Origin of the sequence: Chryseobacterium paludis, assembly GCF_025403485.1 — a bacterium.
GTDB lineage: Bacteria > Bacteroidota > Bacteroidia > Flavobacteriales > Weeksellaceae > Chryseobacterium > Chryseobacterium paludis.
In genome coordinates this window covers 4,961,187-4,987,243 of sequence record NZ_CP099966.1, presented here as the reverse complement: position 1 = coordinate 4,987,243, position 26,057 = coordinate 4,961,187, and the positions used below count along the sequence as shown (strand labels likewise).

Annotated in this window: 29 protein-coding genes; 14 read left to right on the top strand and 15 right to left on the bottom strand. The window is 33.3% G+C overall.

Annotation, left to right across the window (positions count from 1 at the left end; translation table 11 throughout):
* Positions 1-46: 46 nt before the first annotated feature.
* From trpA to NG806_RS22640, 6 genes are all read left to right on the top strand, one after another.
* Entirely contained in the window at positions 47-781 is a 735-nt protein-coding gene (gene trpA / locus NG806_RS22665; protein ID WP_261511431.1) for a tryptophan synthase subunit alpha, read from the top strand.
* Positions 782-823: 42 nt separating this feature from the next.
* Positions 824-1,576, top strand: coding sequence for a lipoyl(octanoyl) transferase LipB (gene lipB, locus NG806_RS22660; RefSeq protein ID WP_261511430.1), 753 nt, complete (start codon positions 824-826; stop codon positions 1,574-1,576).
* A gap of 196 nt (positions 1,577-1,772) precedes the next feature.
* Positions 1,773-2,597: a hypothetical protein gene (locus tag NG806_RS22655; protein ID WP_251040655.1), complete on the top strand. Its 825-nt coding sequence runs from the start codon at positions 1,773-1,775 to the stop codon at positions 2,595-2,597.
* Positions 2,598-2,700: 103 nt separating this feature from the next.
* Positions 2,701-3,738: a serine hydrolase domain-containing protein gene (locus NG806_RS22650; protein ID WP_214833782.1), complete on the top strand. Its 1,038-nt coding sequence runs from the start codon at positions 2,701-2,703 to the stop codon at positions 3,736-3,738.
* A gap of 306 nt (positions 3,739-4,044) precedes the next feature.
* Positions 4,045-5,007: a protein-glutamine glutaminase gene (locus NG806_RS22645; protein WP_261511429.1), complete on the top strand. Its 963-nt coding sequence runs from the start codon at positions 4,045-4,047 to the stop codon at positions 5,005-5,007.
* Positions 5,008-5,087: 80 nt separating this feature from the next.
* Positions 5,088-5,396, top strand: a complete 309-nt coding sequence (locus tag NG806_RS22640) for a hypothetical protein (RefSeq protein ID WP_261511428.1) — start codon at positions 5,088-5,090, stop codon at positions 5,394-5,396.
* Positions 5,397-5,419: 23 nt separating this feature from the next.
* Here NG806_RS22640 and NG806_RS22635 read toward each other — a convergent pair whose 3' ends face one another.
* Positions 5,420-6,172 (bottom strand): SDR family oxidoreductase, encoded by a 753-nt coding sequence (locus NG806_RS22635; RefSeq protein WP_261511427.1) that lies wholly within the window; start codon positions 6,170-6,172, stop codon positions 5,420-5,422.
* A gap of 209 nt (positions 6,173-6,381) precedes the next feature.
* Here NG806_RS22635 and NG806_RS22630 point away from each other — a divergent pair, with 209 nt between their 5' ends.
* Both NG806_RS22630 and NG806_RS22625 read left to right on the top strand, forming a co-directional pair.
* Complete coding sequence (locus NG806_RS22630; protein ID WP_261511426.1) at positions 6,382-7,014, top strand: NAD(P)H-dependent oxidoreductase; 633 nt, start codon at positions 6,382-6,384, stop codon at positions 7,012-7,014.
* Positions 7,015-7,048: 34 nt separating this feature from the next.
* On the top strand, positions 7,049-7,483 hold the full coding sequence (locus NG806_RS22625) for a MarR family winged helix-turn-helix transcriptional regulator (RefSeq protein ID WP_261511425.1): 435 nt from the start codon (positions 7,049-7,051) through the stop codon (positions 7,481-7,483).
* Between the two features lie 35 nt (positions 7,484-7,518).
* On the opposite strand, the gene NG806_RS22620 is transcribed toward NG806_RS22625, so the two are convergent.
* From NG806_RS22620 to NG806_RS22580, 9 genes are all read right to left on the bottom strand, one after another.
* On the bottom strand, positions 7,519-8,136 hold the full coding sequence (locus NG806_RS22620; protein ID WP_261511424.1) for a peptide deformylase: 618 nt from the start codon (positions 8,134-8,136) through the stop codon (positions 7,519-7,521).
* A gap of 188 nt (positions 8,137-8,324) precedes the next feature.
* Positions 8,325-9,197 carry a ChaN family lipoprotein gene (locus tag NG806_RS22615; RefSeq protein ID WP_261511423.1) on the bottom strand — a complete coding sequence of 291 codons (873 nt, stop codon included), beginning with the start codon at positions 9,195-9,197 and terminating at the stop codon, positions 8,325-8,327.
* Positions 9,198-9,369: 172 nt separating this feature from the next.
* Positions 9,370-10,398, bottom strand: a complete 1,029-nt coding sequence (locus tag NG806_RS22610; protein ID WP_214833805.1) for a hemin-degrading factor — start codon at positions 10,396-10,398, stop codon at positions 9,370-9,372.
* An 11-nt stretch (positions 10,399-10,409) separates the two neighbouring features.
* A complete protein-coding gene (locus NG806_RS22605; protein ID WP_261511422.1) occupies positions 10,410-11,060 on the bottom strand; it encodes a class I SAM-dependent methyltransferase in 651 nt (216 codons plus the stop codon).
* Between the two features lie 2 nt (positions 11,061-11,062).
* Entirely contained in the window at positions 11,063-11,836 is a 774-nt protein-coding gene (locus tag NG806_RS22600) for a heme ABC transporter ATP-binding protein (RefSeq protein WP_214833811.1), read from the bottom strand.
* On the bottom strand, positions 11,836-12,876 hold the full coding sequence (locus tag NG806_RS22595; protein WP_214833814.1) for a FecCD family ABC transporter permease: 1,041 nt from the start codon (positions 12,874-12,876) through the stop codon (positions 11,836-11,838). The genes NG806_RS22600 and NG806_RS22595 overlap by 1 nt, the downstream gene beginning before the upstream one ends.
* Positions 12,860-13,738 carry a heme/hemin ABC transporter substrate-binding protein gene (locus tag NG806_RS22590; RefSeq protein WP_214833817.1) on the bottom strand — a complete coding sequence of 293 codons (879 nt, stop codon included), beginning with the start codon at positions 13,736-13,738 and terminating at the stop codon, positions 12,860-12,862. The genes NG806_RS22595 and NG806_RS22590 overlap by 17 nt, the downstream gene beginning before the upstream one ends.
* Before the next feature lie 21 nt (positions 13,739-13,759).
* Positions 13,760-14,863 carry an HmuY family protein gene (locus NG806_RS22585; RefSeq protein ID WP_214833820.1) on the bottom strand — a complete coding sequence of 368 codons (1,104 nt, stop codon included), beginning with the start codon at positions 14,861-14,863 and terminating at the stop codon, positions 13,760-13,762.
* Positions 14,864-14,873: 10 nt separating this feature from the next.
* Positions 14,874-16,994, bottom strand: a complete 2,121-nt coding sequence (locus NG806_RS22580; RefSeq protein WP_214833822.1) for a TonB-dependent receptor plug domain-containing protein — start codon at positions 16,992-16,994, stop codon at positions 14,874-14,876.
* 94 nt (positions 16,995-17,088) lie between these two features.
* Here NG806_RS22580 and NG806_RS22575 point away from each other — a divergent pair, with 94 nt between their 5' ends.
* Positions 17,089-17,889, top strand: a complete 801-nt coding sequence (locus NG806_RS22575) for a T9SS type A sorting domain-containing protein (protein ID WP_214833825.1) — start codon at positions 17,089-17,091, stop codon at positions 17,887-17,889.
* Between the two features lie 208 nt (positions 17,890-18,097).
* The gene (locus tag NG806_RS22570; protein WP_261511421.1) at positions 18,098-19,393 is read left to right on the top strand and encodes a T9SS type A sorting domain-containing protein; all 1,296 of its coding nucleotides are present in this window, start codon (positions 18,098-18,100) and stop codon (positions 19,391-19,393) included.
* An 81-nt stretch (positions 19,394-19,474) separates the two neighbouring features.
* Here NG806_RS22570 and NG806_RS22565 read toward each other — a convergent pair whose 3' ends face one another.
* The 4 genes from NG806_RS22565 to NG806_RS22550 form a co-directional block, all read right to left on the bottom strand.
* On the bottom strand, positions 19,475-19,765 hold the full coding sequence (locus NG806_RS22565) for a putative quinol monooxygenase (RefSeq protein ID WP_261511420.1): 291 nt from the start codon (positions 19,763-19,765) through the stop codon (positions 19,475-19,477).
* An 86-nt stretch (positions 19,766-19,851) separates the two neighbouring features.
* A complete protein-coding gene (locus NG806_RS22560; protein ID WP_214833834.1) occupies positions 19,852-20,739 on the bottom strand; it encodes a sulfite exporter TauE/SafE family protein in 888 nt (295 codons plus the stop codon).
* 1 nt (position 20,740) lies between these two features.
* The gene (locus NG806_RS22555; RefSeq protein WP_214833837.1) at positions 20,741-20,884 is read right to left on the bottom strand and encodes a hypothetical protein; all 144 of its coding nucleotides are present in this window, start codon (positions 20,882-20,884) and stop codon (positions 20,741-20,743) included.
* An 88-nt stretch (positions 20,885-20,972) separates the two neighbouring features.
* Complete coding sequence (locus tag NG806_RS22550; protein WP_214833839.1) at positions 20,973-21,380, bottom strand: RrF2 family transcriptional regulator; 408 nt, start codon at positions 21,378-21,380, stop codon at positions 20,973-20,975.
* Positions 21,381-21,607: 227 nt separating this feature from the next.
* On the opposite strand from NG806_RS22550, the gene NG806_RS22545 reads away from it, so the two are divergent.
* Positions 21,608-22,036, top strand: coding sequence for a DUF4268 domain-containing protein (locus tag NG806_RS22545; protein ID WP_214833842.1), 429 nt, complete (start codon positions 21,608-21,610; stop codon positions 22,034-22,036).
* A 51-nt stretch (positions 22,037-22,087) separates the two neighbouring features.
* Here the strand turns inward: NG806_RS22545 and NG806_RS22540 are convergent, their stop codons facing one another.
* Entirely contained in the window at positions 22,088-22,627 is a 540-nt protein-coding gene (locus tag NG806_RS22540) for a thermonuclease family protein (protein WP_261511419.1), read from the bottom strand.
* A 285-nt stretch (positions 22,628-22,912) separates the two neighbouring features.
* On the opposite strand from NG806_RS22540, the gene NG806_RS22535 reads away from it, so the two are divergent.
* The 3 genes from NG806_RS22535 to NG806_RS22525 all read left to right on the top strand — a co-directional run bounded on the left by NG806_RS22535 (position 22,913) and on the right by NG806_RS22525 (position 26,014).
* Positions 22,913-23,731: a DUF2314 domain-containing protein gene (locus tag NG806_RS22535; RefSeq protein WP_261511418.1), complete on the top strand. Its 819-nt coding sequence runs from the start codon at positions 22,913-22,915 to the stop codon at positions 23,729-23,731.
* A 92-nt stretch (positions 23,732-23,823) separates the two neighbouring features.
* Positions 23,824-24,789, top strand: coding sequence for a hypothetical protein (locus tag NG806_RS22530; protein ID WP_261511417.1), 966 nt, complete (start codon positions 23,824-23,826; stop codon positions 24,787-24,789).
* A 655-nt stretch (positions 24,790-25,444) separates the two neighbouring features.
* Positions 25,445-26,014, top strand: a complete 570-nt coding sequence (locus tag NG806_RS22525) for a Crp/Fnr family transcriptional regulator (protein ID WP_261511416.1) — start codon at positions 25,445-25,447, stop codon at positions 26,012-26,014.
* Positions 26,015-26,057 lie beyond the last annotated feature (43 nt).

The following is a 26,057-nucleotide window of genomic DNA, read 5'->3' as shown; positions in this document are numbered from 1 at the left end:
TATCATCAATATATTATACATGAATACATCAATACAATTTAACTCTATGAAAAAACTCAACATATACTTCACGGCGGGGATTCCACAACTGGAAGATACTGCTGATATTATAAAATTAATACAGGATTCCGGAGCGGATATGATGGAAATCGGAATGCCTTATTCTGATCCTGTCGCTGATGGGCCAGTTATTCAGAAAGCCCATGAACTGGCCCTGGAAAATGGCATGACGATTAAAAAACTACTTTCACAACTGAAATCCATTAAAAATGAGATCAAAATTCCGATTATTTTAATGGGTTACATTAATCCTGTTTTAAGTTTTGGTTTCGAAAATTTCTGCAAAGAATGTTCGGAAAGTGGAGTTTCAGGCTTAATTATTCCCGACCTTCCTCCTATTGAATTCGAGAAAAACTATCAGCAAATCCTTAAGAAGTATGATCTCAATTTTACATTTTTAATCACCCCTGAAACTTCGGATGAAAGGATTTTATATTTGGATTCTCTAAGTTCAGGATTTTTATATGCTGTAAGTTCCTCATCTACAACAGGAAATAAAAATGCTGTTTTGAAAAATGAAGACTATCTTTCCAGGATAGCCTCTCTTCCGCTTAAAAATCCGGTGATGATTGGCTTTGGAATAAAATCTAAAGAAGATTTTGAAAACGTAACCGAAAAAGCGGATGGTGGAATTATAGGAACTGCTTTCGTGAATATATTATTGCAAAATAAAGATTGGAAGATCAATGCCATAGATTTTATAAATTCAATAAAGAATTAAAAATCACTAAATTTGTATCGAAAAATGGTATGATATCAACATATGAATACAAATCAAAATAAAGTAGTAGACTTCGAAGATTTAGGCATCAAGGATTATCAGTCCTCATGGGATTATCAGGAAAAACTGATGAAGGATATTATTGATACCAAAATAAAAAATCGTGATCTCCCTGCTGAACAGCATATGACCACTCCCAATCATTTACTTTTAGTAGAGCATCCTCATGTTTATACTTTGGGAAAAAGCGGACATGAAGAAAACATGTTAGCCGGTATTGATCAATTGAAGGAGATCGATGCTACTTTTGTAAAGGTCAATCGTGGTGGAGATATTACTTATCATGGATATGGACAGGTTGTGGGTTATCCTATTTTAGATCTTGAAAACTTCTTTACGGATATCCATTTGTATATGAGGAATCTGGAAGAAGTAATTATCAGAACTATTGGAGAATATGGTCTCAAAGGAGAGCGTTCCCAAGGAGAAACAGGCGTTTGGCTGGATCCAGGGAAACCTTATGCCAGAAAGATCTGTGCAATGGGCGTAAAAGCTTCTCGTTGGGTGACCTTACATGGCTTTGCTTTAAATGTGAATACCGATATGCGATATTTTGAGTATATTATACCTTGCGGCATAAAAGATAAACAGGTTACTTCCTTAAAAAGAGAACTTGAAAGAGAGCTTTCTCCTGAAGAAATGAAGGATATCAAAACTAAGATCACAAAGCATTTTGCGGATGTTTTTGGAGCTGAAATAACTCATAAAAAACCAGTAACTATAACTAATTTCTAAAAATTACTTCTTGTTATTCCGTAGGAATCTAAATTTAGAATTGTATATTAAAGTCTAGATTCCTACGGAATAACAAAGTCCCATGTTTTAATTATATATTTATTATTTTACGATTAATTTCGTCGGATTCCTGTTTAAGATAATTCTAATAATATTCAAAATATTTTTATATTAGATAGAACTTTAACTATGGATAATGGATAAAAAAGCAAAAAATATATTGTTTAAAACATATTGGAAAAATGGCTGGATCGAAGACGGAGAAAGGCAAATAAGTTCCACAGATTTTGAGTATGCAAAATCAATGGGATTAATGTTTGATCCAATAACCACAACACATGATAAATGTTTAGAAGATATATTTAAAATTCTCCCAACCATTTCATTTGATAAAATTTCAAAAGCTTTTTTAAGCAGTCTTTCAACCAGACGTTTGGACTGGCGTTCGGGCTTGGCTTCATATTTTATTGCCAAACAATTAATTCCACATTCATATACTAAAGTAGTAAGTGGAGAAAGCTATGATGAAAATGGAGAAGTAAGTCATAGAAGTTACACTTGTGGTATTTGTAGGGATCTAAAGTATGGTATTATTGGTGATAAGGAATATAAAAATGAAGACCTGAATGTCCTGAATTTTGAAAGAATAAAATGGGGCGGTGTTCGACATGGAGATTTAATCTACACCCTATTTGATTTACAACAATTACAACAGGCCCAAATTCCCCAACCAACCGATGAGGATGTTTCTATTTTTAAAACCATCTTAAATACAATTGAAAATTCGCAACCTGGTGACTATCCAAGTGCGTTAGAAAAGAATTTGGCAGATGTCCTGAAATCAACAAAACCTGAAAGAAAAGTATTAATTGAAATACTGGCTTGTATAGAAATACTAAAACCAAATTCATATGATAGACCTAGCAGAGGAAAAAATGATTGGGTTTTTGTAGAATACTGGCGTGGTGAAGACCAATACAATCAGGAAGCTGTGGACAAATATTTTAAAAACTATATTTAAAAAAAGCTTGGTTTTATTTGATTAAAAAAATCTAGAAGTTTTGCTTTGGATTTACTATTTTGCAATCGATCTTACACAACTTTTAATCTAAACTTAACACCAAATGAAATCAATAGTTAAGCTCTTTTGTTATCTGCTATTATTCTTTGTCCATCCCTATTTGTATGCACAAAAAGATAATTACACAAAAAAGATTGACAGTTTAATTGAGATTAAAAGTCCCAGAAAGTTCAATGGTGTTGTTTTGATCACCAAAAATGATAAGATTAAATATTTCAAAGCATTTGGTGTTGCCAATATTAATACGGGAACTCCTTTAAAAATGGATGACCAGTTTGAAATCATGTCAAATACAAAACAAGTAACTGCCGTTTTATTATTGAAAGAAGTTGAAAAGGGAAAAGTAGATCTACAGGCTCCTATAAAAAAATATCTTCCTTCTCTAACTCAATCCTGGGCAGATTCTGTTACCGTACACCAATTATTGAATCATACCCACGGAATTGTAGATATTGAAAAACCTTTGGTTTTTAAACCGGGCAGTGACTTCAAATATGGCAACTTATCGTATATTCTTTTAGGGAAAATCATTGAAAATATGAGCCATAAAAAATATGCTGAATTGGCTAATGACCTGTTCACAGAGCTCAAAATGAAGGATACATTTTGTTATACGAAGACCAATCTACGGAAGCTTGTATCCGGGCATATGAGCAATGATACTGATTTTAAAGTTGTTGAGAATTCTTTCATTAATGATGAAAACTTACCCGCAGATGGAGTTGTTACAACAGCCAAAGACTTAGCACTGTGGAATAACCTCCTTCATAAAGGTAAAATTTTAAACCCAAAATCTTATAAATCAATGACCACTACATCGGTGATGTCGGAGCACGATGTATTTGGAAAGGGTAAAATGGGTTATGGTTATGCCATCCGAATTGTAAAAGCTCATGGAATCAATTATTTTGGACACACCGGTTTGGGAGATGGTTTTGCATCTTTAAATGTTTACATTCCTGATTCTGATGTAAGTGTCATTATATTGGAAAACCAAATGAGTGAAAAAAATGATCTCTTTTATTATTTTGAAACTTTAATCAGAGATATTGTACTACAAAGTAATTTGGTTAAGAGATAACGCAAAACAACAACCCCATTTCATTAGTGTAATTTATTATTTTATTGAACATCAAAACTTTTCCATAAATATTTTACCCTGTCAATAAAAAATGTAAAGCCATTATTACCACTTGACAAAACACTGGTTTTTAATGCATAAAATAATGCAAAAGTTGTAAATAACTTGATTTTTTATAAAAATAACTTGTTTGTATTCAATTTTTTATTACTTTTATTTTCACCAAAACGTGAAGTATATCACAATAAAAATTAATAGTCAAAAAACAAATCAGAACTCATTATTAAAAACCAAATTACAATTACTATGAAAAACTTTTTTTTATCAATGATGGCCTTTGTGACCATCCTGACATTTAATGCCTGTGCCGATTCCAATGGTAATCAAGAGGCAAGCGCACAAGAAAAATCGAGTATAAACAATGCTTCTCTGAAGGATTTCGGAAAAACTGTTCCGGTAGGGATAGACGAGGAAAATGGAATGCTAAAAGTTTCATTTATTGTTACCGCACAATTCTACGAGATTAAGCCTAGTAAAGAGAATGAACAGTATATTGGTATGATCAGACAGGCCATAAAAAATGAATCTCCAATACATGTTTTCCTTAAACCTAATTCTAATGAAATAGCAAAAGTAGAATCGGTAAGCCTGGAAGACACAAGGTATTTTAAATCTATTTTAACAAAAGAAGCAAAAGGACAAGAAAGTAAATTAGCTAGTGTAATTCCAAATGTGGCAACATTAAACAGTTTATTTACTCAGATTAAAAATCAGTCTTGTGGTACTTCTACTGCTTCATCACCTTGTATTACCTTCAGATATCCTGTTGATGGATGTTATGCAAGAGCTCACAAAATGAGACAAATTCTGATCAACAATGGATACGACTGTGAAAAGCAGTTTGTATATGGAAACTTAAAAGCTTCTACAGGTACTTGTTGCGTTGGATGGAGCTATCACGTAGCTATATTGGTAAGCTATAAAAATGCTTCCGGAGTAACTGAAAAGAGAATTATTGACCCTTCATTATTTTCAAGCGGACCTGTAACAGATACTGCATGGAGAAATGCATGTATTAATACTTCTTGTGGATCGGCATCAGTTTCTTCTTACGTTAATACTGCTGGAAATGTATATTACAGAAGCCCAAGTAATTCTTATCTGTATGATAACAACTTAATCAATACCAATTGTGTACTGACTAAATTTACATCACTTTCCGGATGTTCTCCTTCACCGGCTCCAGATGTATCATCTTGTGGATTCTAATTAATACTAACAATTTAAACTGCTCCTGTCTTTATTATGCATAAATTGGCAGGAGCAGTTTTATTTAATAACACACTTTTATGAAAACATGGATCTTAATATTATTTTTATTTATGATAACATCTTGCTCTGGTAGTTCAGGTTCCCAAAACTTAACATGGTATAAAAATGCTACCATAAGTCAAATTTCTGAAGATCCGGATAAGCCGGAAGATTTTCTTCGTATATCTATTGGAATCAGTCCACAGGTTTTTTATCTATCAAAAAAAGAATCTACCTATAAATCTCTTTTGGATAAATTAAATCAAAGTCTAAAGAAAGGAAAGCCATTTAGCATCGGTATTGAAAACAAAACCAACATTATTAAACAGATTAATGATGTTAAATAATTTCTAAAACCTTTATTTGTTACTTATCCTACCACTGAAATCCCAGCATCTACTTTTATTTCCGCTCCATGAATATAGGAAGCTTCTTCTGAAGCAAGGAAAAGTACAGCACTTGCTATTTCTGATGGCTCACCTTGTCTTTTAAAAGGTATTGTTGGAATAATATTCTGGATAGCATCTTCAATTTGTTCTCTGTTTAACCCTGTATTATTGAAAATATTGGTTTTAATATGTCCTGGACTCACTCCATTCACACGAATTCCCCTTTCCGTTAATTCAGTCGCAAAGGTTTTAATAAAAGACTGTACAGCAGATTTAGCAGCTGAATATATAGAGAAATTAGGCATTGAAATCTCAGTAGCTACAGAAGTATTAAAAATAACAGAACTTCCATTTTTCATTAGTGGCAGTATTTGTTGAACCGTGAAAAAAGGTCCTTTTACGAGCATATTGAAAAGCTCATCGAAATCACTTTCACTAACATTTTCAATAGGCATAAATTTTCCATAACCTGCATTGGCAAAAAGCAGATCAATGGTATTGGTGTATTTTCTCACATTAGCCTGCAGGTTCAATAAATCTTTCATATCTCCGGCATCTGAAACAATTCCAAAAGCTTTCTCACCTAATTGGTTTATCGCTTTCTCTACTGTTTCTAAACTTCTTCCTGTAATGATGGCTCTTCCACCTTCGTCAATAAACTGTTGAGCCACTGCATAGCCCATTCCATTTGTTCCGCCTGTTACTAAGGCGAATTTGTCTTTAAATCTTTGCATGATATTTTGTTTAAAATTCTACAGCAAAGATTAGAATACAGACTGTCTTTTGAAATCCGAAACTTGTGGAGTTTCATAATTATTGATTTTATCTAAAATACATTACTTAAAATTATATTGTGTGCAATTCAATTTATTTGTAACTTTGTCCCGTTATTTAATACCATAAATTAGCTATTAAATATTTTAATTAAAGAAAAAATAGAAAAATGTCGTTAATAGAAGATCTAAACTGGAGACATGCAGTAAAAGCATATGATCCGTCAAGAAAAGTATCAGAAAAAGATTTAAATACAATTTTAGAAGCAGCCAGATTGGCTCCCACTTCATCAGGATTACAGCCTTTCCGCATTGTTGTGGTAGAAAATCAGGAATTAAAAGAGAAGATGGTAAAGGGAGCATTAAATCCAGAGGTGATGAGAGATTCTTCGCATGTCCTGGTATTTGCTGCATGGGATAATTATTCCAACGAAAAAATAGATCAGGTTTATGATTACCATACCGAAGTAAGAGATTTACCAAAAGGCCGTTTCAACAGTTATACGGATAAATTAAAAGAGATCTATGGGTCTCAGACTCCAGAACAACATTTTCTTCATACTGCCCGTCAGACCTATATTTCTTTAGGTATGGCTTTAGCACAGGCTGCAGAATTAAAAATAGACAGTACACCGGCAGAAGGTTTCAGTAATGAAGTAGTAGATGAGATCCTTGGACTTAAAGAATTAGGTTTAAAAAGTGTAAGCCTTTTATACCTGGGATACAGGGATGAAGAAAAAGACTGGTTATCTTCCATGAAGAAAGTTCGTGTTCCGATGGAAGAATTCATCATTAAAAAATAATATATCCTAACTTTTCACGCTTATTTAAAAGATCATGGAAAATTCAGAAAACCTAAAACTCGAAAATCAGATTTGCTTTCCTCTATATGCTATTGCAAAGGAGATTACCGGATTATACCGTCCATTTCTTGATGAACTGGACATTACTTATCCGCAATATTTGGCAATGATGGTGCTTTGGGAGCAAGATGGTCTTCCTGTTACCCATATTGGTGAAAAGTTGCTTCTTGATAGTGGTACGTTGACACCGCTACTTAAAAGATTGGAAACGAAAGGATTTATTTCCAGAAACCGTAAAAAAGAAGATGAAAGAGTGGTACAGGTATTTTTAACGGAAAAAGGGAAAATACTGAAGGAGAATGCGTGTGGCGTTCCCGATAAGATCCTGAAAAAAATAAATGTCCAGCCCGAAGATCTATTGGAACTTAAAAATTCGATCAACAAGATTTTAAGTAAAATTGAAAAATAAAAAAACGGTTATCCAATTTGGATAACCGTTTTTGTTTATTTCTCTTTTTGAAAAGCATCCACTTTCAAATAAGAATTATTCTTTTCTTTTTCCTTTTTATCAGAAATTAAGATTCCAAAAAGGTGGTCTATTTCATGCTGGAAAATAACTGCTGTAAAACCTTCCACAATCTCTGAATACTTCTGCCCTTTCAGGTCGACATATTCTAACTGAATCACCTTGCTTCTATAAAACTGATCTCTGAATTCAGGAATAGACAAATCCCCTTCAGGTCCAAGATTCTCAAGATCAGATCTCCAAAGGATCACGGGATTAATAAAATATTCCAATGGATTGTCTTTCTTATCAAAACGTTCAACCCAGATTATTTTCCTGTTGATGCCAACCTGTGGTGCTGCAATTCCTACTCCTCCATCTGTGGCTAAAAGAGACTTCTTCATCCTACTAACTAATATAGCCGTATTCGGATCAACAGGGTCAATTTCTGTAGAAAGGCTTAGTAATGTTTTATGCTGATTAGAATCTGTAGTCTGATAAATTGGTAATGCCGAACTAATATCACCCTGGTTGATAATTGAAAGTTCATTCGATGTCAATTTTTGAGCATGGGCCCAACTCATGAAACAAAGTAACAGAAAAGATAGTTTTATCATTTTTAATTGTATTGATGTATTAACGTAAAATGTATTCAAGATTATCCTGATATATTATTTTTTATCAAAAAGTATACAATTTCTACGTTGACTTTCAACATCATTTTACATGAATACTTTTTACATTTTACAGATTCCCTAAAATAGTCAAATACTTGTATTATAACCAAGATATCTCAGATATTGAATTAAAAAGTCTTTGTCATATCAGCTGGGATGATCAGATTAAAGTCTGTTGGGATATATTCTTTTTCCGGAACTTTCAATTCTGGGTTTTCAGATTCAAAAACAGAGATCACTGCCATTTTAAGATTGGGATTCTTTTGTTTGATATACCAATACGTTCCACCAAATTCTTTACTGTGATAATTTCCGTTGTAATGAATAAAAGTCTTTCCCGACTGAATATTTTTCAGGATAGATTCCGCCATTGTCGCATCCTTGGTTGCCTGAGCTGAAATAAAGTTCATTACTTTTGTTCCTTCTGCATGATCACCCATCATTTTTTTCATTTCAGGATATCCAGGTGTATCCAGGGTTACTTTAATGGGCAATTGAGCAATATAAGTTTTCTCTTTTGCCGTAAGCTTATTTAAAGACTCCAACCCCTCTTTTGCAGTTTGAGAAGCATATCTTCGAGGAATATTTGTAGCAATGAAATTCAGTTTTTTATCTTTTGCAAAATCAACTAACGGTTTATAGTCCGTTGCATAATTATTCCATAAACGGGCAGAATCCTTCAATGTTTTGGTATCAAATTTTCCGCTTAAATAATTATTCAACTGCTCTTGATTATCTCTTTCAAACATTTCAGCTCCTAAAGTAATCTTTCCGTTTTTCTTTTCATACAAAGCTTCTGTCAATTTCAATTGAAGCCAATGGTTGATAGAGCTATTATGATTTTCACCAAAGAAAATAACATCGTAATTAGCCAATTCTTTTACTAATTTATCTGTGTCTATTTCCTTTCCTTTTTGATCATAAAATTGATAAGCTTTAAAATTTTGGGCATTTGTAAAACCAAAACCCATCATTAATATTGCGATGAATATATTCTTCATTGTTATTCTTTTAAATTTTTAAACACTGATTAATTTTCACCATTGCTCCCGTTTTTTGTAAAACTGTGAAACAGTGAATGGCTAATTTGCATTTATCCTATTATCATGTAAAAATAAAAAGACCGCTTTGAATTACAAAAAACAAAACGGTCTAAATCAAATCATCTAACTATTATTTTTCCAATTCTGCTACAAGGTCTTTCCACTCTTGTAGTTCAGGAATTCCAGGTTTTCTTTTTCCAAAGAACTGAACGATGAAGTCTCCTTCTTTATTGAAAACTTCAATAGCTGTTACTTCTCCGTCTTCGGTTGGTTTTTTAACGATCCATGCTTCATCAATTTTAGTTACGTCCAAATGTAAATTGAAATCAGGATCCATTACATTGAACCATTGTTGGTGCCAAAGTGTTTTTTTAATGTTTCCAGTATGGATTTGGATAATACCTCTATTTCCTACAAAAACCATGATTGGAACATTCTTTTCAGAAGCATCTTCAAGAATGTTGACTACTTTAGCATTATCGATTTTTTTAGCAAATCCTTCGGGAGCTAATCTTAGAGCCTGTGTTCTGCTAACACCAAATTTTCTTGTCATCATGAAGAACTCATGGGTATCTTTTAGCTCAGTCCATGCTTTTTTGAAACCTTCAGCATCAATTTCAGAATCAGGTTTTTCAGCTGGTTTTGGTGCAATTGCTTCGAAAGTGAAAACTTCATTCTGATCTTCAGCTTTATTCTTTTCAACAATGGTATCGAATGCTTCTGCATTACTGTCTTTTGTAAGGTAGATCTTATGAAGAGCCAATCCGTCTTTTCCGAAGAACTGAAGACTTTTTTTATCTCCTTCTACTACTGCAAAAGCAAATTTCCAAGAGTTAAGGAAGATTCTAAGATCGATATCTTCACCTACAAAAAGCTGTGCATGAGGGCTGCTGAAGTCTCCATTAAGGTAAATCCCCTTTCTCTCATGAACACACTCGTCATTACGGGTAAGAGCCATTACCTTACCTAATTGTTCAACCTCAGTTAAAATATTTTGAAATTCTGGTTTTAGAATGGTTACCCCATCACCGATATTAGTTACTAATAAATCAGCTTCGCTTACACCTAATTGTAAAGCAGCATTTCTTATTCTTAAATGTGGATTTTCTGCTTTTAGAGCGTCCCACTTTTCTTTCAGTTCGTTAACTAATGTGCTCATTTTTATTTATTTTATTTTTTTATGGTTAAAACTGTATAAATTCTTGTTATTTTTTCGTTTCCTGTTTTACTTGCTATCTCTTCCTCTTTTTCCGAAATCTTCATTCTCTTAAAATGACTTTTAGAAACCACCTCTTCCATTTCTTCGTTACTGTACAGGTTAAAATTGTACTGTGTAAATGGTAACTTTCCCATGAAATCACGTTGTCCAAAAGTCAGTACAAATGTTCCGTTACTTTTCAAGACTCTGTAAATTTCATTTAAAAATGCAACAGGCTCTTCCCAAAAATAAACGGTATTGACTGTAAATATCTTGTCAAATGTTTTATCTTGAAAGGGAAGTTTCTTTCCTTCATATAATACAAAATCAGCCTGTATTTCAAATTCCTTATTTATTTTTTTGGCTTCATTATGCATTGTTTCAGAAATATCGATCCCTGTATAGCGGATATTTTTTGCTTTATCCAATATAGTTTTCAGGTGTCCCGCATTCCCGTGTCCAATTTCCAGAATGCCTTCGTCATCTTCTATCAGTAATGTTCTGATGCTTTCCGAAGTCATGCTAATATTCGTAGCATTCATCATTTCACCAATCTCGATCCCTTTTTCTCCCTGTGGGTTGGCAAGATTTTGAGCGAGGATTTTTAGTTCATCTTTTTCCATGGTTATCCAAAAATGATCATTGGGTTATTCGTTAAGGGGTGATCACAAATGGTACATGGGAAGTTATATGCATTGCTGATATTCTCAGCAGTAAAAACTTCTTCCGGCGTCCCATAAGCTGAAACACGTCCTGATTTCATTAATAATATTTTATCGGCATATTGAGCCGCTAAGTTCAAATCATGTAAAACTACGATGGCACTGTTTGCTTTTGTAGTGAATTTCTTTATAATTTCTAACGCTTTATATTGATGTTTAACATCGAGGTTATTCAGAGGTTCATCCAAAAACAGTAATTTATGAGCGATCTCATTTTGTAATTGTGCCAATACCCGTGAAAGATGTACCCGCTGTTTTTCTCCTCCCGATAGTGTATTATATTCTCTGTCTTTTAAATGATATACATCCGTTTCATACATCATATTATTCATCGCTTCAAGATCTTCTTTTCTCGGCTGTGCATCAAAATAAGGATACCTTCCCATCATGACAACATCTTTTACATCCAAAGGAATATCATTGCTGTTGTGTTGAGAAAATTTAGCCTTATGTTTGGATAATTCTCCTACATTCCATTCACTGATCGATTTATCTTTAAATAAAACCTTTTGTTTTCCAGACTTTACTTCATTTGCAAGAACACTAAGTAAACTTGATTTCCCAGCTCCATTTGGTCCTACAATAGCTAAAAACTCACCATATCCCAATGATACATCTACTCCATCCAGAATATGAAATTCTTTATGTTTATAGCTGATTTGATGTGCTTTTATCATTACAGTGATTTTTTAAATTTAATTAAAATAGCTATAAAAATAGGTCCACCCATTAGTGCCGTGAGAATACCAATCGGTAATTCTGAAGGCTGCACAATGCTTCTGCTGAAAGTATCAGCCGTTAATAGCAGAATACTTCCACAAACTGCAGACAAAGGAAGGATAAAAGCGTAATTCGATTTGAATAAAAGCCTTAAAATGTAAGGTACAATAAGACCCACAAAACCTATCGTTCCTGAAAATGCCACTGAGGTTCCAACCATCAATGCTACAATGATAATGATCTGCTTTTTTAGTTTTTCAACATTAATTCCTAAATGCTGAGCATCTTTTTCCCCTAACATCATCGCATTTAGCGCTTTTCCTTTCGGTATCAAAATGACATAAGAAATAATCAAAACAGTCACTAAAACAATATTTTTCGTCCAGGTTGCTGCAGCTAAACTCCCTAAATTCCAGAACGTTAAATCTCTCAACTGTTCATCTTTTGAAATATAGATCAAAAAACCAGTGATTGAAAAACCAATCGCAGTGATAGCAACCCCTGTAAGCAGCATCATGACCACATTCGTTTTTCCACCGCTTGAAGAAATCCTGTATACCAACATCATAGATAGAAAAGCTCCTATAAAAGCAGAAATACCTACTAAGGAAAATTGTACAACTTCAGGAAGATACTGTTTGAAATATCCACCTAAAACAATAGCAATTGCAGCAAGTAGTGTTGCCCCTGAAGTCAATCCAATTAAATCCCCTGTTGCCAATGGATTTTTAAAAAGTCCCTGCAATCCCGTTCCTGAAACAGCCAGCATACTGCCAATTAAAATGGCCATAATAATTCTTGCAGCACGAACATCCCATACTACATATTTATCACTTAATGATAAACCCTCATCTCCTTTTATTACCTGCCATAAAATTTTATACGGAGAAGCCCCGCTAAAATCATAAACCCCAGTATTAAGTGACCATACTGCTATAATAACAAGCAGTATGGTACTTAAAGTTAAATAAAAGTATAATTTACTTTGTGCTTTCAATTAATAGTTTGTTTAATCCAACTGCAGCCTCTCCTAATCTTGGTCCGAAACCTGATACCAAGCCTCCATCCATAGCGATGATCTTCTTATTTTTACCCGCATTCGTCTGAGAAACACCCGGCATTTTAAGAGCACCTTCATTTCCTCCTGCTCCTTGTAAGCCTGATGAGAAGAAGAACAGTACATCCGGGTTAGCCTTTACAACTGCTTCCGGAGTCAATGGTTTGAAATCTTCAAATTCACTTACTGCATTTTGTCCGCCAGCAAGATTGATCAACGCATCCATTGGCGTTTTTGTACCTGAAACCATCAACATATTTCCTCTCGCATAGATGAACAATACTTTAGGTTTTTTAGCAATCGGCTGTACCTGCTTCAGATCAGCATCTATTTTATCATTTAATTTCTGATAATCTGTATTTCCAATTGCTTTTGCAACCTGTTCGATTAATTTTTTAGTTCCTTCAACTGAATATTCCTGTTTGAAAACCTCAGCTTTTATTCCTGAAGATTTGATTTTCCCCAGTAATTCAGGGTTAATATCTTTATCAGAAGCTAATATCAATGTCGGGTTTACAGCCATAATAGGCTCAATAGTCATTGATCTTACGTGTCCCAGATCTTTAGCTGTCGCTTTCAAAGTTTCCGGGTAAGTACTTGTAACGTCAGTTCCTACGATTTCTTTTTCATGCCCTAAAGCACTTACAATTTCTGTAATTCCACCGTTTAAGGTTACAATTTTATTATTACTTTTTGGTGTTTCGGATGAAACCGTTTCTGTTCCGTTTTCTTGTTTAGCCCCTTCTTTTTTACAAGAGTACACCGCTAAAAGTACGGATGCCACTAAAATTATTTTTTTCATGATATACTATTATTTGATTTATTATAAAACTTTGTATTGGAATTTAGGATTTCCTCGTACACCTTCTGCACTCGTAAGTCTAGTAAATCTTAACTTATAATAAGTTCCGGCGGCATCCTTAATTACATAGAATACATCACCCTTTACCTGATATCCTGAAGGTCCTACTTCTCTCCAATTTGACCCGATTACCCGTTGATCATTATGAACAAATTTTGTATTATCCACTTTTGAAATATCAAAGTTATTAAATGCTTCAATTGTAGATCCTGAAGAGACATGCACTTCATAAGCTCCAACATTCCCCATATTATTTGTTGTTACAAAATCTGCATATACATAACTTCCAGCTCCTTCAATTATATTCGTAAATACAGTAAAACAAAGATCCCATTTATTTTTCTCAGGTTGAATTGAAACTTCCTGATTATTCTTTAAACTGAAAAAATTATAATTGTAAGCAGCGTTCTTATTGATTATTGCCGTTTTAATCTGAGAACCTGTTGCATTTAGATCACCATATTTTATTCTATAAGCAGCACCTTCTCTTATCACTTGGAACTTCATCCAGCCTCTATCATCTCCACCATTCGCTACTGATCCTACGGCAACACTTCCTTGATAAACCTCTTTACCCATATTAATAAGGTAAATTCCGTTTTCAGATTCAGTTGCTTTTACTTCTCCAATTGCAGTATAACCATTTGGAAAATCTCCTTTTACATCATCAATATATATCGTATTCTCCGGTTTGAAATTTGCAACTTGTACTAGGCCTTGTAATGACGCTACACTTAATGAATTAACAGCATTAATATCTGTGGCATTAGGAATTTTTGAAGCAGCCATAATAATTGAAGAATTTAATACAACTTTAAATTCAGATCCAGAATAAAATGCAAGATCCCAGTCGGTTCTGGTCGTAAGTACTTGGCTGGGTTGGCCCTGAAGATCTACATTACTTAAATCGATCCACACTTGATTGGGTTCCGTTGGGCCACCAACACGTGCATCAACGGTTACTCCTTGCGAAGCAGTATATGGTACCGGATCTTCATTGTCATTAATACAAGATTGTGAAATAAACGATCCACCTATTAAAAGATACAATAGTAATTTTTTCATTTTTTTAATTTTAAAAATTATAGCCTACTCTTGCAAAGTAACTTCTGCCATAAAAAAGATTCGAATTTGGGTCTGCTGACTCATGAGCATTTCCAGGTATAGTGGTATCTCTTACAGAGGATACATCAAAAATATTTTTAACCCCTAAGCTCACTTCAAAATGATTTTTAAAGAAAGGTTGGGTAACAATAAAGTTCATCATGTTGAAATCTCCACGTTCTCCAATTTCGTAATGAGATGTTTTTAGATCTGGAGATACTAAAACAAACATTTGTGATTTTCCAGTATATTTATAGAATAAGGACAAAGTCGTATTAAACTTTGGTACAGTATAGTTTGCAGCTACATTAGCTTCAAAAGTTCCAAAAAAATCATCTGGTGAGGTAACACCACCTTCACTTAATTCTTTTGAAATTCCATAATAAGTTCCATTTGCAGCAAACGAGAACGGTCCTTTTTGAGCCCGGAAATTAGCTTCAAAAATATAAGAACGGAAATTGTTTATATTGATGTATTTATATTTTAGTGGTTGTGGATTGATTAAAGCAAGTTCTATTCTGTCTTTTACTTTCATATAAGTTGCACTTGCTCCCAAGTTAAGATCCCAACCAGAAGATGTTTTTATTCTTTTTCCTGCATTTAAAGAGGCCGTTATACCTTCTTCCGGAATTAGATCTTCATTTCCACGAATATCATGATTACTATCTACTCTAAAAGTATATAATTCATCAAAATTTGGAAATCTGTTTGCACTACCAACCACCAATCTAATATTGTCATTTTCAGTGATTTTTGCTCTTGCAGTTAAAGAGTAATTATGTAAAGTATTAAACTTATCACTTAAGGCTAAACGATAGCCCGGACGAAGTGATAACCAATCTGTTGCATTCCATTCAACAGACATGAAATTAGCATAATTAAATATTTTTCTTTTGATGTTATCCGTACCACCAAAATCTCCTGCGATATTACCAGCATAACCTGAGGTATGATCTAATTCATATCCTAATTGGAAATCAATTTTTTTACTATCTAAAAAATTACTAAATACACCTCTGGAATAAAAAACATCTGACTTATTATAAGATTGATACTCGTCTTTACTTTTAGCCAGCTTTCTGTTAGGAATATCATAAGTGTAATCTCTGTATTTTCTATCCTGTGTTTGATAAGAGAAATCACCTGTATAATTTATGCTTCCCAATTTAGTCTGTACATTAAGCTGATTTAGATATCGTGTCGTTTTATAGTCTCTATCTACTCCGGCATATGTCATATTTTCTACATCATAAAAATATTCCTGAACAGTAGGATTATAGTAATTTAATTTTTCATTTAAAAAACCAAATTTGTAGAAAATTGAAGTCTTATTTTTACTATATCTCAATATTCCATCAACATTTAAAACATCTTTTGGCTGCCACAAATAGCCTCTTTTTTTATCTTGTTCAAAGTATTTATACCCCTCCTGACTCCCTTTGAATCCCTGAAAATCATTACGATTTATATTAGCGCCAACATACCAATGCTCATCAATATTATAACCTACATTTAAAGTTTGGATATGTCTTCCTTCTCCTTTTTTATACCAGTCATACTCTTTACCAACAGTTTCTTCCTGTACCGAAGCATTTAAAGTCAACTTTTTCTGACTGTTCTTCTTGGTAATAATATTAATTACGCCTGCAACAGCATTACTTCCATAGTCTACGCCCATTGATCCTCTTACAATCTCAATACGTTCAACATTATTAATGTTCAATTTCGTAAGATCTATATTATTCCCAAGACCAATATCTCCCACAACAGGAATATTATCTATAAGAACTTTAGTATATTCTCCGCCAAGTCCCATAAGACTCGCTGTTGAGTTTCCTGAATTACGATCAGAAACAATCAGAACGTTCAAACTTTGATTTAAAACATCGGCAACATTGGTAGCCGCCATATTTTTAATCTGTTGTTCATTGATCACTTCAACTTTATAAATGGATTTATTAATTGATTGTTGTCTATATTGTCCCGTAACGACAACTTCTTCTATCTGTTTTTGATTTAGAGAATCTTTTTCCTGTGCATTCATCCACAAGACAGTGGATAATGAGAGTATAGAAAGCACCTTCTTCTTCATAGACGCAAAATTTTCGACAAATATAATGCTTTATTTAGAACAGTTAAAAATAATTTATTACTTTTGTCGAATAATTCTAAATAAAAATAATGTTATGAAACTAAAACTACTTTTTGGAGCTTTTATGTTTTCCGCTATTACAGCTAATGCTCAATTAGCATCTATCAATGAAAACTTTGATTCGTTTGCTACTGTAGGTACAGGGTCATTACCACAAAACAACTGGACTACAAAAATTAATGTTGTGGATCCTGCTTCAGACCCTATTTTAACTGTTGAAGGGACAGCTGATAAATATATTCAGGCATATTCACTATTTTCTCCAAACGTACCGTTTTACTTAATTTCACCACAAATTGTAGCACCAACCGTTGGTCAGACTTTATCAGTAAGTACGTTAAGAATTGGAGGTGTACCAGGAGGAACTGGAACTCTTCAAATTGGATTAGTGGCAAGTCCAACAGATATGTCAACATTTACTCCTATTGGAAATGCCATAGCATTAAGCAGCTCTACAGCAACAACTACAACTGTAAATGTTCCTACTTCAACTTATCAGTATATAGCATTTAAATTTTCTGCAAGTATGGTACACCAGGCATTACGTTTAGATAATGTTGTATTAACTGCTGCAGGATCACTTGGCACTTCTAATAATGTAAAATCAACAAACACTATCAAGTTTGCTGTAAACTCAGAAAACACCGCTTTACAATTTGTATCTAAAAAAGATCCGAAGAATATTCAGATTTATTCTGCGACTGGACAAAAATTAGCTGAAGGAAAACTAAATAACCAAAGATTTGATATCAGTAAACTTCAAACTGGTATTTACTATATCGCGATTGAAACCGCTGAAGGTTCAGTAACGAAATCAAAATTTATTAAAAAGTAAGATTTATTAGATATTACCTTACGTTTTTATTAAGGGCGGCTTTTATAAAGCCGCCCTTTTTTCATTTAAAAGCATCTCTAAATATCGATCAACACAGATAAAATTGTGTGATTAATTGGTCAAACAAGATAAAAATCATGTTTTTATTTAGACTCATTAAAAATAAAAACATACTTTTGTAGAATAATTCTAAATAATAATTAAGGAGATGAGAACAAAACTACTTTTGGCTTCAATGTTTGCATTCGGTGTTCAACAGACAGTATTGGCACAAACAGATGCAAATGGATATACTACGGTTAATTTAACAACAGGAGCAAATTACCAAAATCGTGTGTTTTTTGATTTTAGTGCCAATAATATTGTATCGCAACCAGCAGACACCTGGGATGTTGCTTTCTTCAGAAATTCAAGCATGAGTTTTGGAACCAGAATCAATGATGCTCAAAACGTAGAAGTATATCAGGCTTCTGCAGTTCCTACAGACTGGGATAATATTAATATTGCCAATATTGCTTCCTGGGGGGCTCCTTTGTATAATCCTGACCAAATTACTTCTCTTCAGGAAGGGGCATTTGAACAGGGAACTGCAATGTACGGATGGGGAGATTATAATGGCGGAACACATCATATTGATGGAAAAGTGGTTTTCGTTTTAAAATATGTGACCACAAATACGTATGTGAAATTCATGATTACTGATTATTTTGGTGGATATACTTTTAAATATTCAAAATGGAACGGAACATCTTGGGATGCTACCCAAACAAAAACTATAGCCAATGGAACGGATGATGCTTACTTTAATTACTTTTCTTTCGCTACAGGAGATAAAGTAGCCAACCTTGAACCATCAAAAGCTAATTGGGATCTGATGTTTACAAGATATTGGACTGATTATCCTTATGTTGACCCACAGGGAAACCCACAAACAATGAAGTACAGAATGTCAGGAGCTATTCAAAGTCCAACAATTTCCGTAGCAAAGGTAAAACCAGAAACACAGGCAACTGCTACATCTACTATTCCTGCATCCAATGCTTTTTCCAGTAATATTACTGCAATTGGTCATTCATGGAAACCTACCTCAGGAATTTATAATGATGTTGTCTACTATGTAAAACAAGGGGCTGATTATTACAGAATGTACTTTACATCTAATGGTGGTGCCACTTCAGGTAATATGTACTTCAAATACAAAAACATTACCTCTACTTTAGGAATTAAAGAAGTAGGCACAAAAGCTTCTTTTGGAATTTATCCGAATCCTACAGCATCTGATAAAAAAGTAACAATTTTGTTTGATGTAAAAGAAAAAGCAAACAACAAAGGAAATGTTGAAGTATATGATCTTTCAGGGAAGCAAGTTTACAAAGCTGAATTAACCAATCAAACTGGTTTCTATAAGCAAGACCTGAATTTATCAACACTTACTTCCGGAACTTATCTGGTAAAAATAACTTATGGTGGAAACACCGAAACCAAAAAGTTAATTGTAAAATAAAACTTTTAAATTTTAATACTTTCTATTTTTTCTAATAAAAGGCTGCCTACCATTGTAAGCAGCCTTTTAAAATTAAGTTTCTTAGTAGATCTTAAATCCTTTATATACCTCAGTTGAACTTTCCATCATCCTGGAAGTATCGGTACGAAAATTTAGAAGGTGATCCTGACCTATATGGTTATTATGGTGTTCTACCGTTTCCCATAATTCAATCATAAAAAAGGTTCCTTTATTATCCTTATCTTCAATAAGATCATACTGCAGACAGCCCTCTTCTTTTCTTGTTTCCCTTACTAAATTCTGAAATAATTCCACCGCTTCCATTAAGTAGTTTTCATGAAACTTAAAAAGCGCAACGATATGTAAATTCATACTCTATTTATTATCGTGTAAAAGTAAAATATTTTCAAAACCGAATGTATTTTTAAGGCCTTTATTTTTCCACAACAATCAGATGTTTATTTGAAAATGGATTTATAAATAGTAATTAAACTCATCACAATGACCAAACTTCCGATAAACAAAAACATCTTTTTTACAGGCAGCTTCGCTGTAAGCATCGCTGAAAAAGGAGCCGTTACAATCCCACCCATTAAAAGTCCCAGAATAATATTCCAGTGTTGAATTCCCAGTGTAAAAAAGAAGGTAACTGCTGCGGTAATAGTTAAAATGAATTTGGCAACCGTTGAACTTCCTACTGCAAACCTTGGTGTAAAAGCATTTTTAATTAGAGTCCCCGTTACTAACGGTCCCCATCCTCCACCAGCAAAAGAATCTATAAAACCTCCGATCAGGCCTAATCTCGTAAGATTTGTTTTCCTTTTTAAAGCTCTATTCTGTTTGGGCTTAAAAGCATTGGAAAGAATTTGAATACCAAGATACAAAGTATAAAAAGCAATGATGGTTTTGGTAATCTTAGAATAATACTCGCCCAGATAAGTCAGAGACAAAGCACCGATAACCGCTCCTATTACCGCAGGAATGGCTAATTTCTTAACTAAACTTTTACTTACATTTTTCAGTTTGATATGACTTATACTTCCTGCAGCCGTCGTAAAGCTTTCCGCAGAATGAATACTTGCACTTACAATATGGGGCGGAATATTCAGAAATAGCAGTGTTGTTGTACATATTACGCCATAACCCATTCCCATAGATCCAGCTACAATTTCTGCAAAAACACCTACTAAAAGCATCCAGTAAAAAATATAATTGTCTTTGGCTAAGATATTCAGGAGTTCGTCTAGATATCCTAAATTATACATTGAGAAAATTACAATAAACAATACTGCAATAGTAATCAGCAGCACATTCAGCCTTACCTGGACTTTTCTTGAAATTACCATCTTATACAATCATTAATTTTATAAGGTTCCAATTTCCGTCCATGGATTCTGAAAAGATAAATCTATATGGCAATTTAGAGACAATCTTTATACTATCCTCTCCTGAAAGCTTTTTTAATGCATCTGCATCATTTTTTGGAATCATAGTCTGTTCATTTGGCGTCTTGCAAATATCAAACAAAATAATTATCCTACCAAAAATGTAGACTAATAATTCAAAAAAAAGGATCAGATCAGTCGATCAAATCCATTAATGTTTTTTCTTCAAGGATCCTAAGTGAGGCATCCCGAACTTCGATAAGTACATCGTGTAGACCACAGTGATCTTCATTGCAGTCATCACATTTTTCATAGAAATTTAAACTTACACAGGGAAGCATAGCAATAGGTCCGTTCACTAAACGGATAATTTTAGCAAGCGTCACATTCGCGGGATTTTCTTTAAAGAAATATCCACCACCCTTTCCTTTCTTACTATCAAGGATGCTTGATTTTTTTAGTTCAAGCAGAATATTTTCCAAAAATTTCAACGGAATTTTCTTATGTTCTGCGATTTCGGAAATAAGCGTAGGCCCTTCATTTCTTTTTTCTACAAGATATGAAAGTGCCTTAAAAGCATATTGAGATTTTTTTGACAACATTACAGCAAATTTAAGAAAATAGTTTCAATTGTGTAATAAACTCTACTTAGCCACAAGCGACACTATGTATCTTGTACTAAGTTACATTAATAAATACTTCTACTCCCATAATTCTAATCATTTATACACGATCTCCCCCGATTTAGGTAAATGGATTAAATTACTTATCCTGCGATTTCAATATCTATACTTTTGCACTTTTCCTTATAATTCATTAAGTTTGTTTTATGTTCAGTAAACAAGAAGCACAGCAGCTAAAGAAGGAGTTTTGGACGGCTTTTGGAAAGTCGTTTCCAAGAAAATGGATGTTATATGATACAAAAGTGAAAGACTTTGCATTTAAATTTAATGCAGATAATAAAAAAGCTGAAGTTTCTCTGGATATTGAAATGAAGGATGAAATTTTTAGGAACGCGTATTATGAGAAGATATGGTCTTTGGAGGACATTCTTAAAGATTATGTGGGCGAGTTCAATAAAGATGAATATTTCACTTTAGATAACGGAAAAGTGATCAGTAAAATCTGGATCGAAAAACATAACGTTTCCATCTTTAATAAAAACACCTGGAGTGATATTTTCGAATTTTTTGTTGAAAAAATGGATGGTTTCGAAAGATTTTATTATGAGTATGAAGACTTTATAAAGGATGTTTAACCTTCAAAAAACATTCTTTAGTAAGACAACTTAAAATTGAAATCAGTCAATTTACTTTGAAATTTCCTTTAACGAGATTGATGATAGTTTAGCTTTTGCTTTTCTCTCTTGATAAGCTGCTCTTTTTGCTTTTCTCCATTCCCAAGGTGAAACGGTTCCACTACCCGACCAAAGTCCTAATTTAAGAGATCTTGCTTTAGATTCTAATACCCCTAAATTTTGGTTATCAGAATATTGATAATACCACCATCCAAAACCTTCTTTTATAATTTTTTCAGAGAGATACTGGTCATTATTAAAATACACTTTAGCTATTATTCTACCATATCGGTCAGAATTGGTTTTGTAATATTGGATTTGTTTACCATAAACAAGATCACTCGTGAACTGCTTGGCATTTTTTCCAAATGGCTGTCCTTTTTCCGGACAATCTATTTCTGCGAGGCGCAATGTAACTTGGTTATTATCTTGATCAAGAACCAAAATAGTATCTCCATCTTTGATACCTATTACTTTCGCTTTAGTCTGTGATAAGATTAAACTTGAAGCACCAATCAACATTAAAAAAAACAACTTCTTTACTATTCCCATTTAACTTTTCTCCTTTTATTAAACCTTCAGATTTCAATGTGCAATTTTAGGTATTTTAAAAATTTCTTACACTAGCTTTGCCAAATATTTATTAACATTGCTCAATATAAAACTACATCTAGTCTCGTTTTTTAAGAAAATTTTATCATAAATCCCAAACCATCAAGTACTATTTTTCGTATTTTAGTCCATTAAATAGTTCGGCTTTATAAGTGTTTGTAATGCTTTTCAGCAACTTATTCCGATTCTTTCTTTTAACCTTAATCACAAAATATTTTAGATACAATGGAAAACAGTACCGTTTTTTTTGCAGACGGAAGCGATCCGAAAATGATTGAAGCCTATAAAAAGGCTCAGGAAACTTTTAAATACTTCTGGAGAGAACAATCCTGGGAGTATAACAGAATTATTCCGGGACTTAATGTTTCTTGTGTAAAAGCTGCTTTTTCTCAGGAAAACCCAGATTCTGATGAGCCAATCGTAGAACATATGTGGCTTAATGAAATTGATTTCGATGGTGATCGTGTAAAAGGAATCTTGATCAACCAACCCAATGACCTTACCAATATAGAAGTTGGTGATTATGTGGATGTCCCTTTAAATGAAATCAGTGACTGGCTTTTTGCCATGACCCCAATGACCCCAAAGCCCAAAGGTCTCTCTAAACTTTTCTCATCTTCAGCAGAACCTTTACCAAAAGCTTATGGTGGTTTTACCATTCAGAAGATGCGTTCCGATATGTCAGCTTCAGAAAGAAAAGAACATGACAAAGCCTGGGGGCTGGATTTTGGAGATTATAACGACATTGAAATCGTTCATGGGCAGAAAGAACAACCCGAAAACCTCATCGAACATCCAATGAGTAGAAACTCCAAGGAAAATTTTGTCCAGTTTTTAAAAGATTATCCTGATGAGATGAATTATGCAGACGAAAATGGATTTACACTTCTTCACAGAGAAACAATTGCTGGAAATTTAACTTCAATAAAAATCTTACTGGAAGCCGGTGCTGATAAGAATGCACAAGCCAAGAACGGAAAAACAGCACTCGATTATGCAAGACAGCTGAATTGGGAACATTTGATTCCTGTTTTAAGTAATTAAAATATAAAAGAGAAGCCTTCGGGTTTCTTTTTTATTTAAAGCAACCATTCCGTAATTTTAATATATTTAGAACCTTATTGAAAAACTAAAACATGAAACTTAAGTCTTTATTTCTTGGAGCGCTATTGCTGGGCTTTTATTCATTCGGCCAGGTTAAGGAACTGGAAAAATTCAGAAAAGAGGTTGATTTTTTAATCAATTATGATCTTGGTAAAATAAATTCAACGCCTAAAACAGAAGCCAATACCATAAAATTCAAACAAAATGCTGAAAAAGCATTTCTTGAATTTATCATGCATAAAGACAGTCAGAACTTGGATCATTTAAAAAGTAACAGCATCGATAATAAAACAGATTACATCATTGGCAACAACAATTACTCTTTCAAATCTTTAAGAATCGATCCTTACAATAAATCATTAGAAAATAATGTGTATTATCAGGTTGTCCTTTATCCTATCTATGATTATCAGTTATCCAATTTTGTTTCATTTTATATTCAACCCTTTACAATAAGTGAAAAGCAATATATAATTTATTACTATAAACTCAATGGAGAAGGCACTTATTACATAAAAGATAATGCAAAGAACAAAATTGTTTTTGAAAGTAAGGCGCTAACATCAAATGCCCCGATCTCAAAATTTGAGACAATTGATAACACTCATATTTTACTGGTCGAAGACATGGGAGATCATGGACAGAGAGCATTTGTTGTAAGCACTGAAAACAATCAATGGAAAACTATGAATGCATTTAAAGGGAGGTCATTCAAATTAAATTCTGTTGATTATGATGAAAAGAGCGATGGAAGTCTAAGGAAGTATTTAAGGTTTGCCAACAATAAACGTATCAAAGCTAATTATCCCAGCCGTTATTTTAAAAATTTTGAAATTGGTTTTGACACAAAGACCCAGACGATCTTCTATAAAAAATTGAATAATGGACCAGAGGATTCAAAAAAAATTGAATCTAAATGGGAGAACAAAATGTTTACTATTGATGATTATTACGTAGGAGAAAATCTTAATGACCAACCCATGCCAATACCACACTAGCTACCATTCCAGCAAAGTTGCTTATAAGTAAGTAATCTCTAAAATAATGAATTGAACAGCCGTAACTTCGTGTCGATTTTTGATTAAATGACTAACTTTCTTCTTCGTTGTGAAATCGAAGATTAAATGTAATTAATGACAAATTCAAAACTACGGCAACAGGTTCTCGATACAAAATTATTTTCCATTACATTCCAAATAATTTCACTCGAACTGACGGTATACAAAACGATCAAAGTCTTATCGTCACTTCCAGTTGATTTTTGAAGAAAATCATATCGGAAAATTGTTAAAATCCGATAACTCATTGATCCTCAATCTTTGTCATTCTGAAAGAATCTAACATCAATATTTTGATAATTTAAACAAGAAATTATTCGATTTTCATCTTATGTATATTTCAAATGCAAAATCATTTAAATCTAAAATAGCTAAGTGTTTAAGAACTTTTTGCTTCTCACAGATTTCGCAGATCACACAGATTGTTTGAAATTTTTATCGCAGATAAAAATCCTTGCGTCTTAAAAACGCAATAACTAAAAAAACTTTGCGTCTTTGCGTATAAACATTCCCAATTTGATATTAACACCAGTAACCTATTCACTTTTTGCCAAATGGCAAATACTTTAGATTTATCTTTGTATAAATTTCGGACATGAAAGAACTATTCGATTTTATTTTAAGATTTGGAAATCTCAACCAACAGCAAATCGACTTTATCACAAGCAAAGCCACTAAACTTCATTTTCCAAAAGATGCCTATTTTTCGGAAGCAGGAAAAATTGCCCGTCAGGTAGGATTCATCGTGGACGGTATTTTACGAGTCTGCTATTACGATAATAAAGGCGAAGAGATCACCAAATATTTTATTGAAGAAAATAATCTGGTCGTAGATCTGGAAAGTTTTGATAATGAAATCTGTTCCAGCACCTATGTTCAGGCAGTTACTGATTGTACCATGATCGTTTTTTCAAGAAAAAACTGGCTGGAGCTTTTACAGACCATTGTTGGATGGGAAGCCATTGTTCATAAAATTATTTCAAGAGCATTGATCCAAAAAGTGGAAAGAAGAAGTCCTTTGGTTTCGGAGGATGCAACAACGAGATACCTCAAGTTTTTAGAGATCTATCCTACCGTTGTTAACCGTATTCCGCTTTCTTATATCGCTTCTTACCTAGGCATTACGCAGTCTTCACTCAGTAGAATAAGAAAAAATATACGCTAAGATCACTTTTTGTCAAATGGCAAAAGATTTTATTTTCAAATGT

What these genes read in the sequence shown, in the direction of transcription:
- trpA (WP_261511431.1), top strand. Translation starts at nt 47, where the DNA reads ATGAAAAAACTCAACATATACTTCACGGCGGGGATTCCACAACTGGAA.
- lipB (WP_261511430.1), top strand. Translation starts at nt 824, where the DNA reads ATGAATACAAATCAAAATAAAGTAGTAGACTTCGAAGATTTAGGCATC.
- NG806_RS22655 (WP_251040655.1), top strand. Translation starts at nt 1,773, where the DNA reads ATGGATAAAAAAGCAAAAAATATATTGTTTAAAACATATTGGAAAAAT.
- NG806_RS22650 (WP_214833782.1), top strand. Translation starts at nt 2,701, where the DNA reads ATGAAATCAATAGTTAAGCTCTTTTGTTATCTGCTATTATTCTTTGTC.
- NG806_RS22645 (WP_261511429.1), top strand. Translation starts at nt 4,045, where the DNA reads ATGAAAAACTTTTTTTTATCAATGATGGCCTTTGTGACCATCCTGACA.
- NG806_RS22640 (WP_261511428.1), top strand. Translation starts at nt 5,088, where the DNA reads ATGAAAACATGGATCTTAATATTATTTTTATTTATGATAACATCTTGC.
- NG806_RS22635 (WP_261511427.1), bottom strand. Translation starts at nt 6,172, where the DNA reads ATGCAAAGATTTAAAGACAAATTCGCCTTAGTAACAGGCGGAACAAAT.
- NG806_RS22630 (WP_261511426.1), top strand. Translation starts at nt 6,382, where the DNA reads ATGTCGTTAATAGAAGATCTAAACTGGAGACATGCAGTAAAAGCATAT.
- NG806_RS22625 (WP_261511425.1), top strand. Translation starts at nt 7,049, where the DNA reads ATGGAAAATTCAGAAAACCTAAAACTCGAAAATCAGATTTGCTTTCCT.
- NG806_RS22620 (WP_261511424.1), bottom strand. Translation starts at nt 8,136, where the DNA reads ATGATAAAACTATCTTTTCTGTTACTTTGTTTCATGAGTTGGGCCCAT.
- NG806_RS22615 (WP_261511423.1), bottom strand. Translation starts at nt 9,197, where the DNA reads ATGAAGAATATATTCATCGCAATATTAATGATGGGTTTTGGTTTTACA.
- NG806_RS22610 (WP_214833805.1), bottom strand. Translation starts at nt 10,398, where the DNA reads ATGAGCACATTAGTTAACGAACTGAAAGAAAAGTGGGACGCTCTAAAA.
- NG806_RS22605 (WP_261511422.1), bottom strand. Translation starts at nt 11,060, where the DNA reads ATGGAAAAAGATGAACTAAAAATCCTCGCTCAAAATCTTGCCAACCCA.
- NG806_RS22600 (WP_214833811.1), bottom strand. Translation starts at nt 11,836, where the DNA reads ATGATAAAAGCACATCAAATCAGCTATAAACATAAAGAATTTCATATT.
- NG806_RS22590 (WP_214833817.1), bottom strand. Translation starts at nt 13,738, where the DNA reads ATGAAAAAAATAATTTTAGTGGCATCCGTACTTTTAGCGGTGTACTCT.
- NG806_RS22585 (WP_214833820.1), bottom strand. Translation starts at nt 14,863, where the DNA reads ATGAAAAAATTACTATTGTATCTTTTAATAGGTGGATCGTTTATTTCA.
- NG806_RS22580 (WP_214833822.1), bottom strand. Translation starts at nt 16,994, where the DNA reads ATGAAGAAGAAGGTGCTTTCTATACTCTCATTATCCACTGTCTTGTGG.
- NG806_RS22575 (WP_214833825.1), top strand. Translation starts at nt 17,089, where the DNA reads ATGAAACTAAAACTACTTTTTGGAGCTTTTATGTTTTCCGCTATTACA.
- NG806_RS22570 (WP_261511421.1), top strand. Translation starts at nt 18,098, where the DNA reads ATGAGAACAAAACTACTTTTGGCTTCAATGTTTGCATTCGGTGTTCAA.
- NG806_RS22565 (WP_261511420.1), bottom strand. Translation starts at nt 19,765, where the DNA reads ATGAATTTACATATCGTTGCGCTTTTTAAGTTTCATGAAAACTACTTA.
- NG806_RS22560 (WP_214833834.1), bottom strand. Translation starts at nt 20,739, where the DNA reads ATGGTAATTTCAAGAAAAGTCCAGGTAAGGCTGAATGTGCTGCTGATT.
- NG806_RS22555 (WP_214833837.1), bottom strand. Translation starts at nt 20,884, where the DNA reads ATGATTCCAAAAAATGATGCAGATGCATTAAAAAAGCTTTCAGGAGAG.
- NG806_RS22550 (WP_214833839.1), bottom strand. Translation starts at nt 21,380, where the DNA reads ATGTTGTCAAAAAAATCTCAATATGCTTTTAAGGCACTTTCATATCTT.
- NG806_RS22545 (WP_214833842.1), top strand. Translation starts at nt 21,608, where the DNA reads ATGTTCAGTAAACAAGAAGCACAGCAGCTAAAGAAGGAGTTTTGGACG.
- NG806_RS22540 (WP_261511419.1), bottom strand. Translation starts at nt 22,627, where the DNA reads ATGGGAATAGTAAAGAAGTTGTTTTTTTTAATGTTGATTGGTGCTTCA.
- NG806_RS22535 (WP_261511418.1), top strand. Translation starts at nt 22,913, where the DNA reads ATGGAAAACAGTACCGTTTTTTTTGCAGACGGAAGCGATCCGAAAATG.
- NG806_RS22530 (WP_261511417.1), top strand. Translation starts at nt 23,824, where the DNA reads ATGAAACTTAAGTCTTTATTTCTTGGAGCGCTATTGCTGGGCTTTTAT.
- NG806_RS22525 (WP_261511416.1), top strand. Translation starts at nt 25,445, where the DNA reads ATGAAAGAACTATTCGATTTTATTTTAAGATTTGGAAATCTCAACCAA.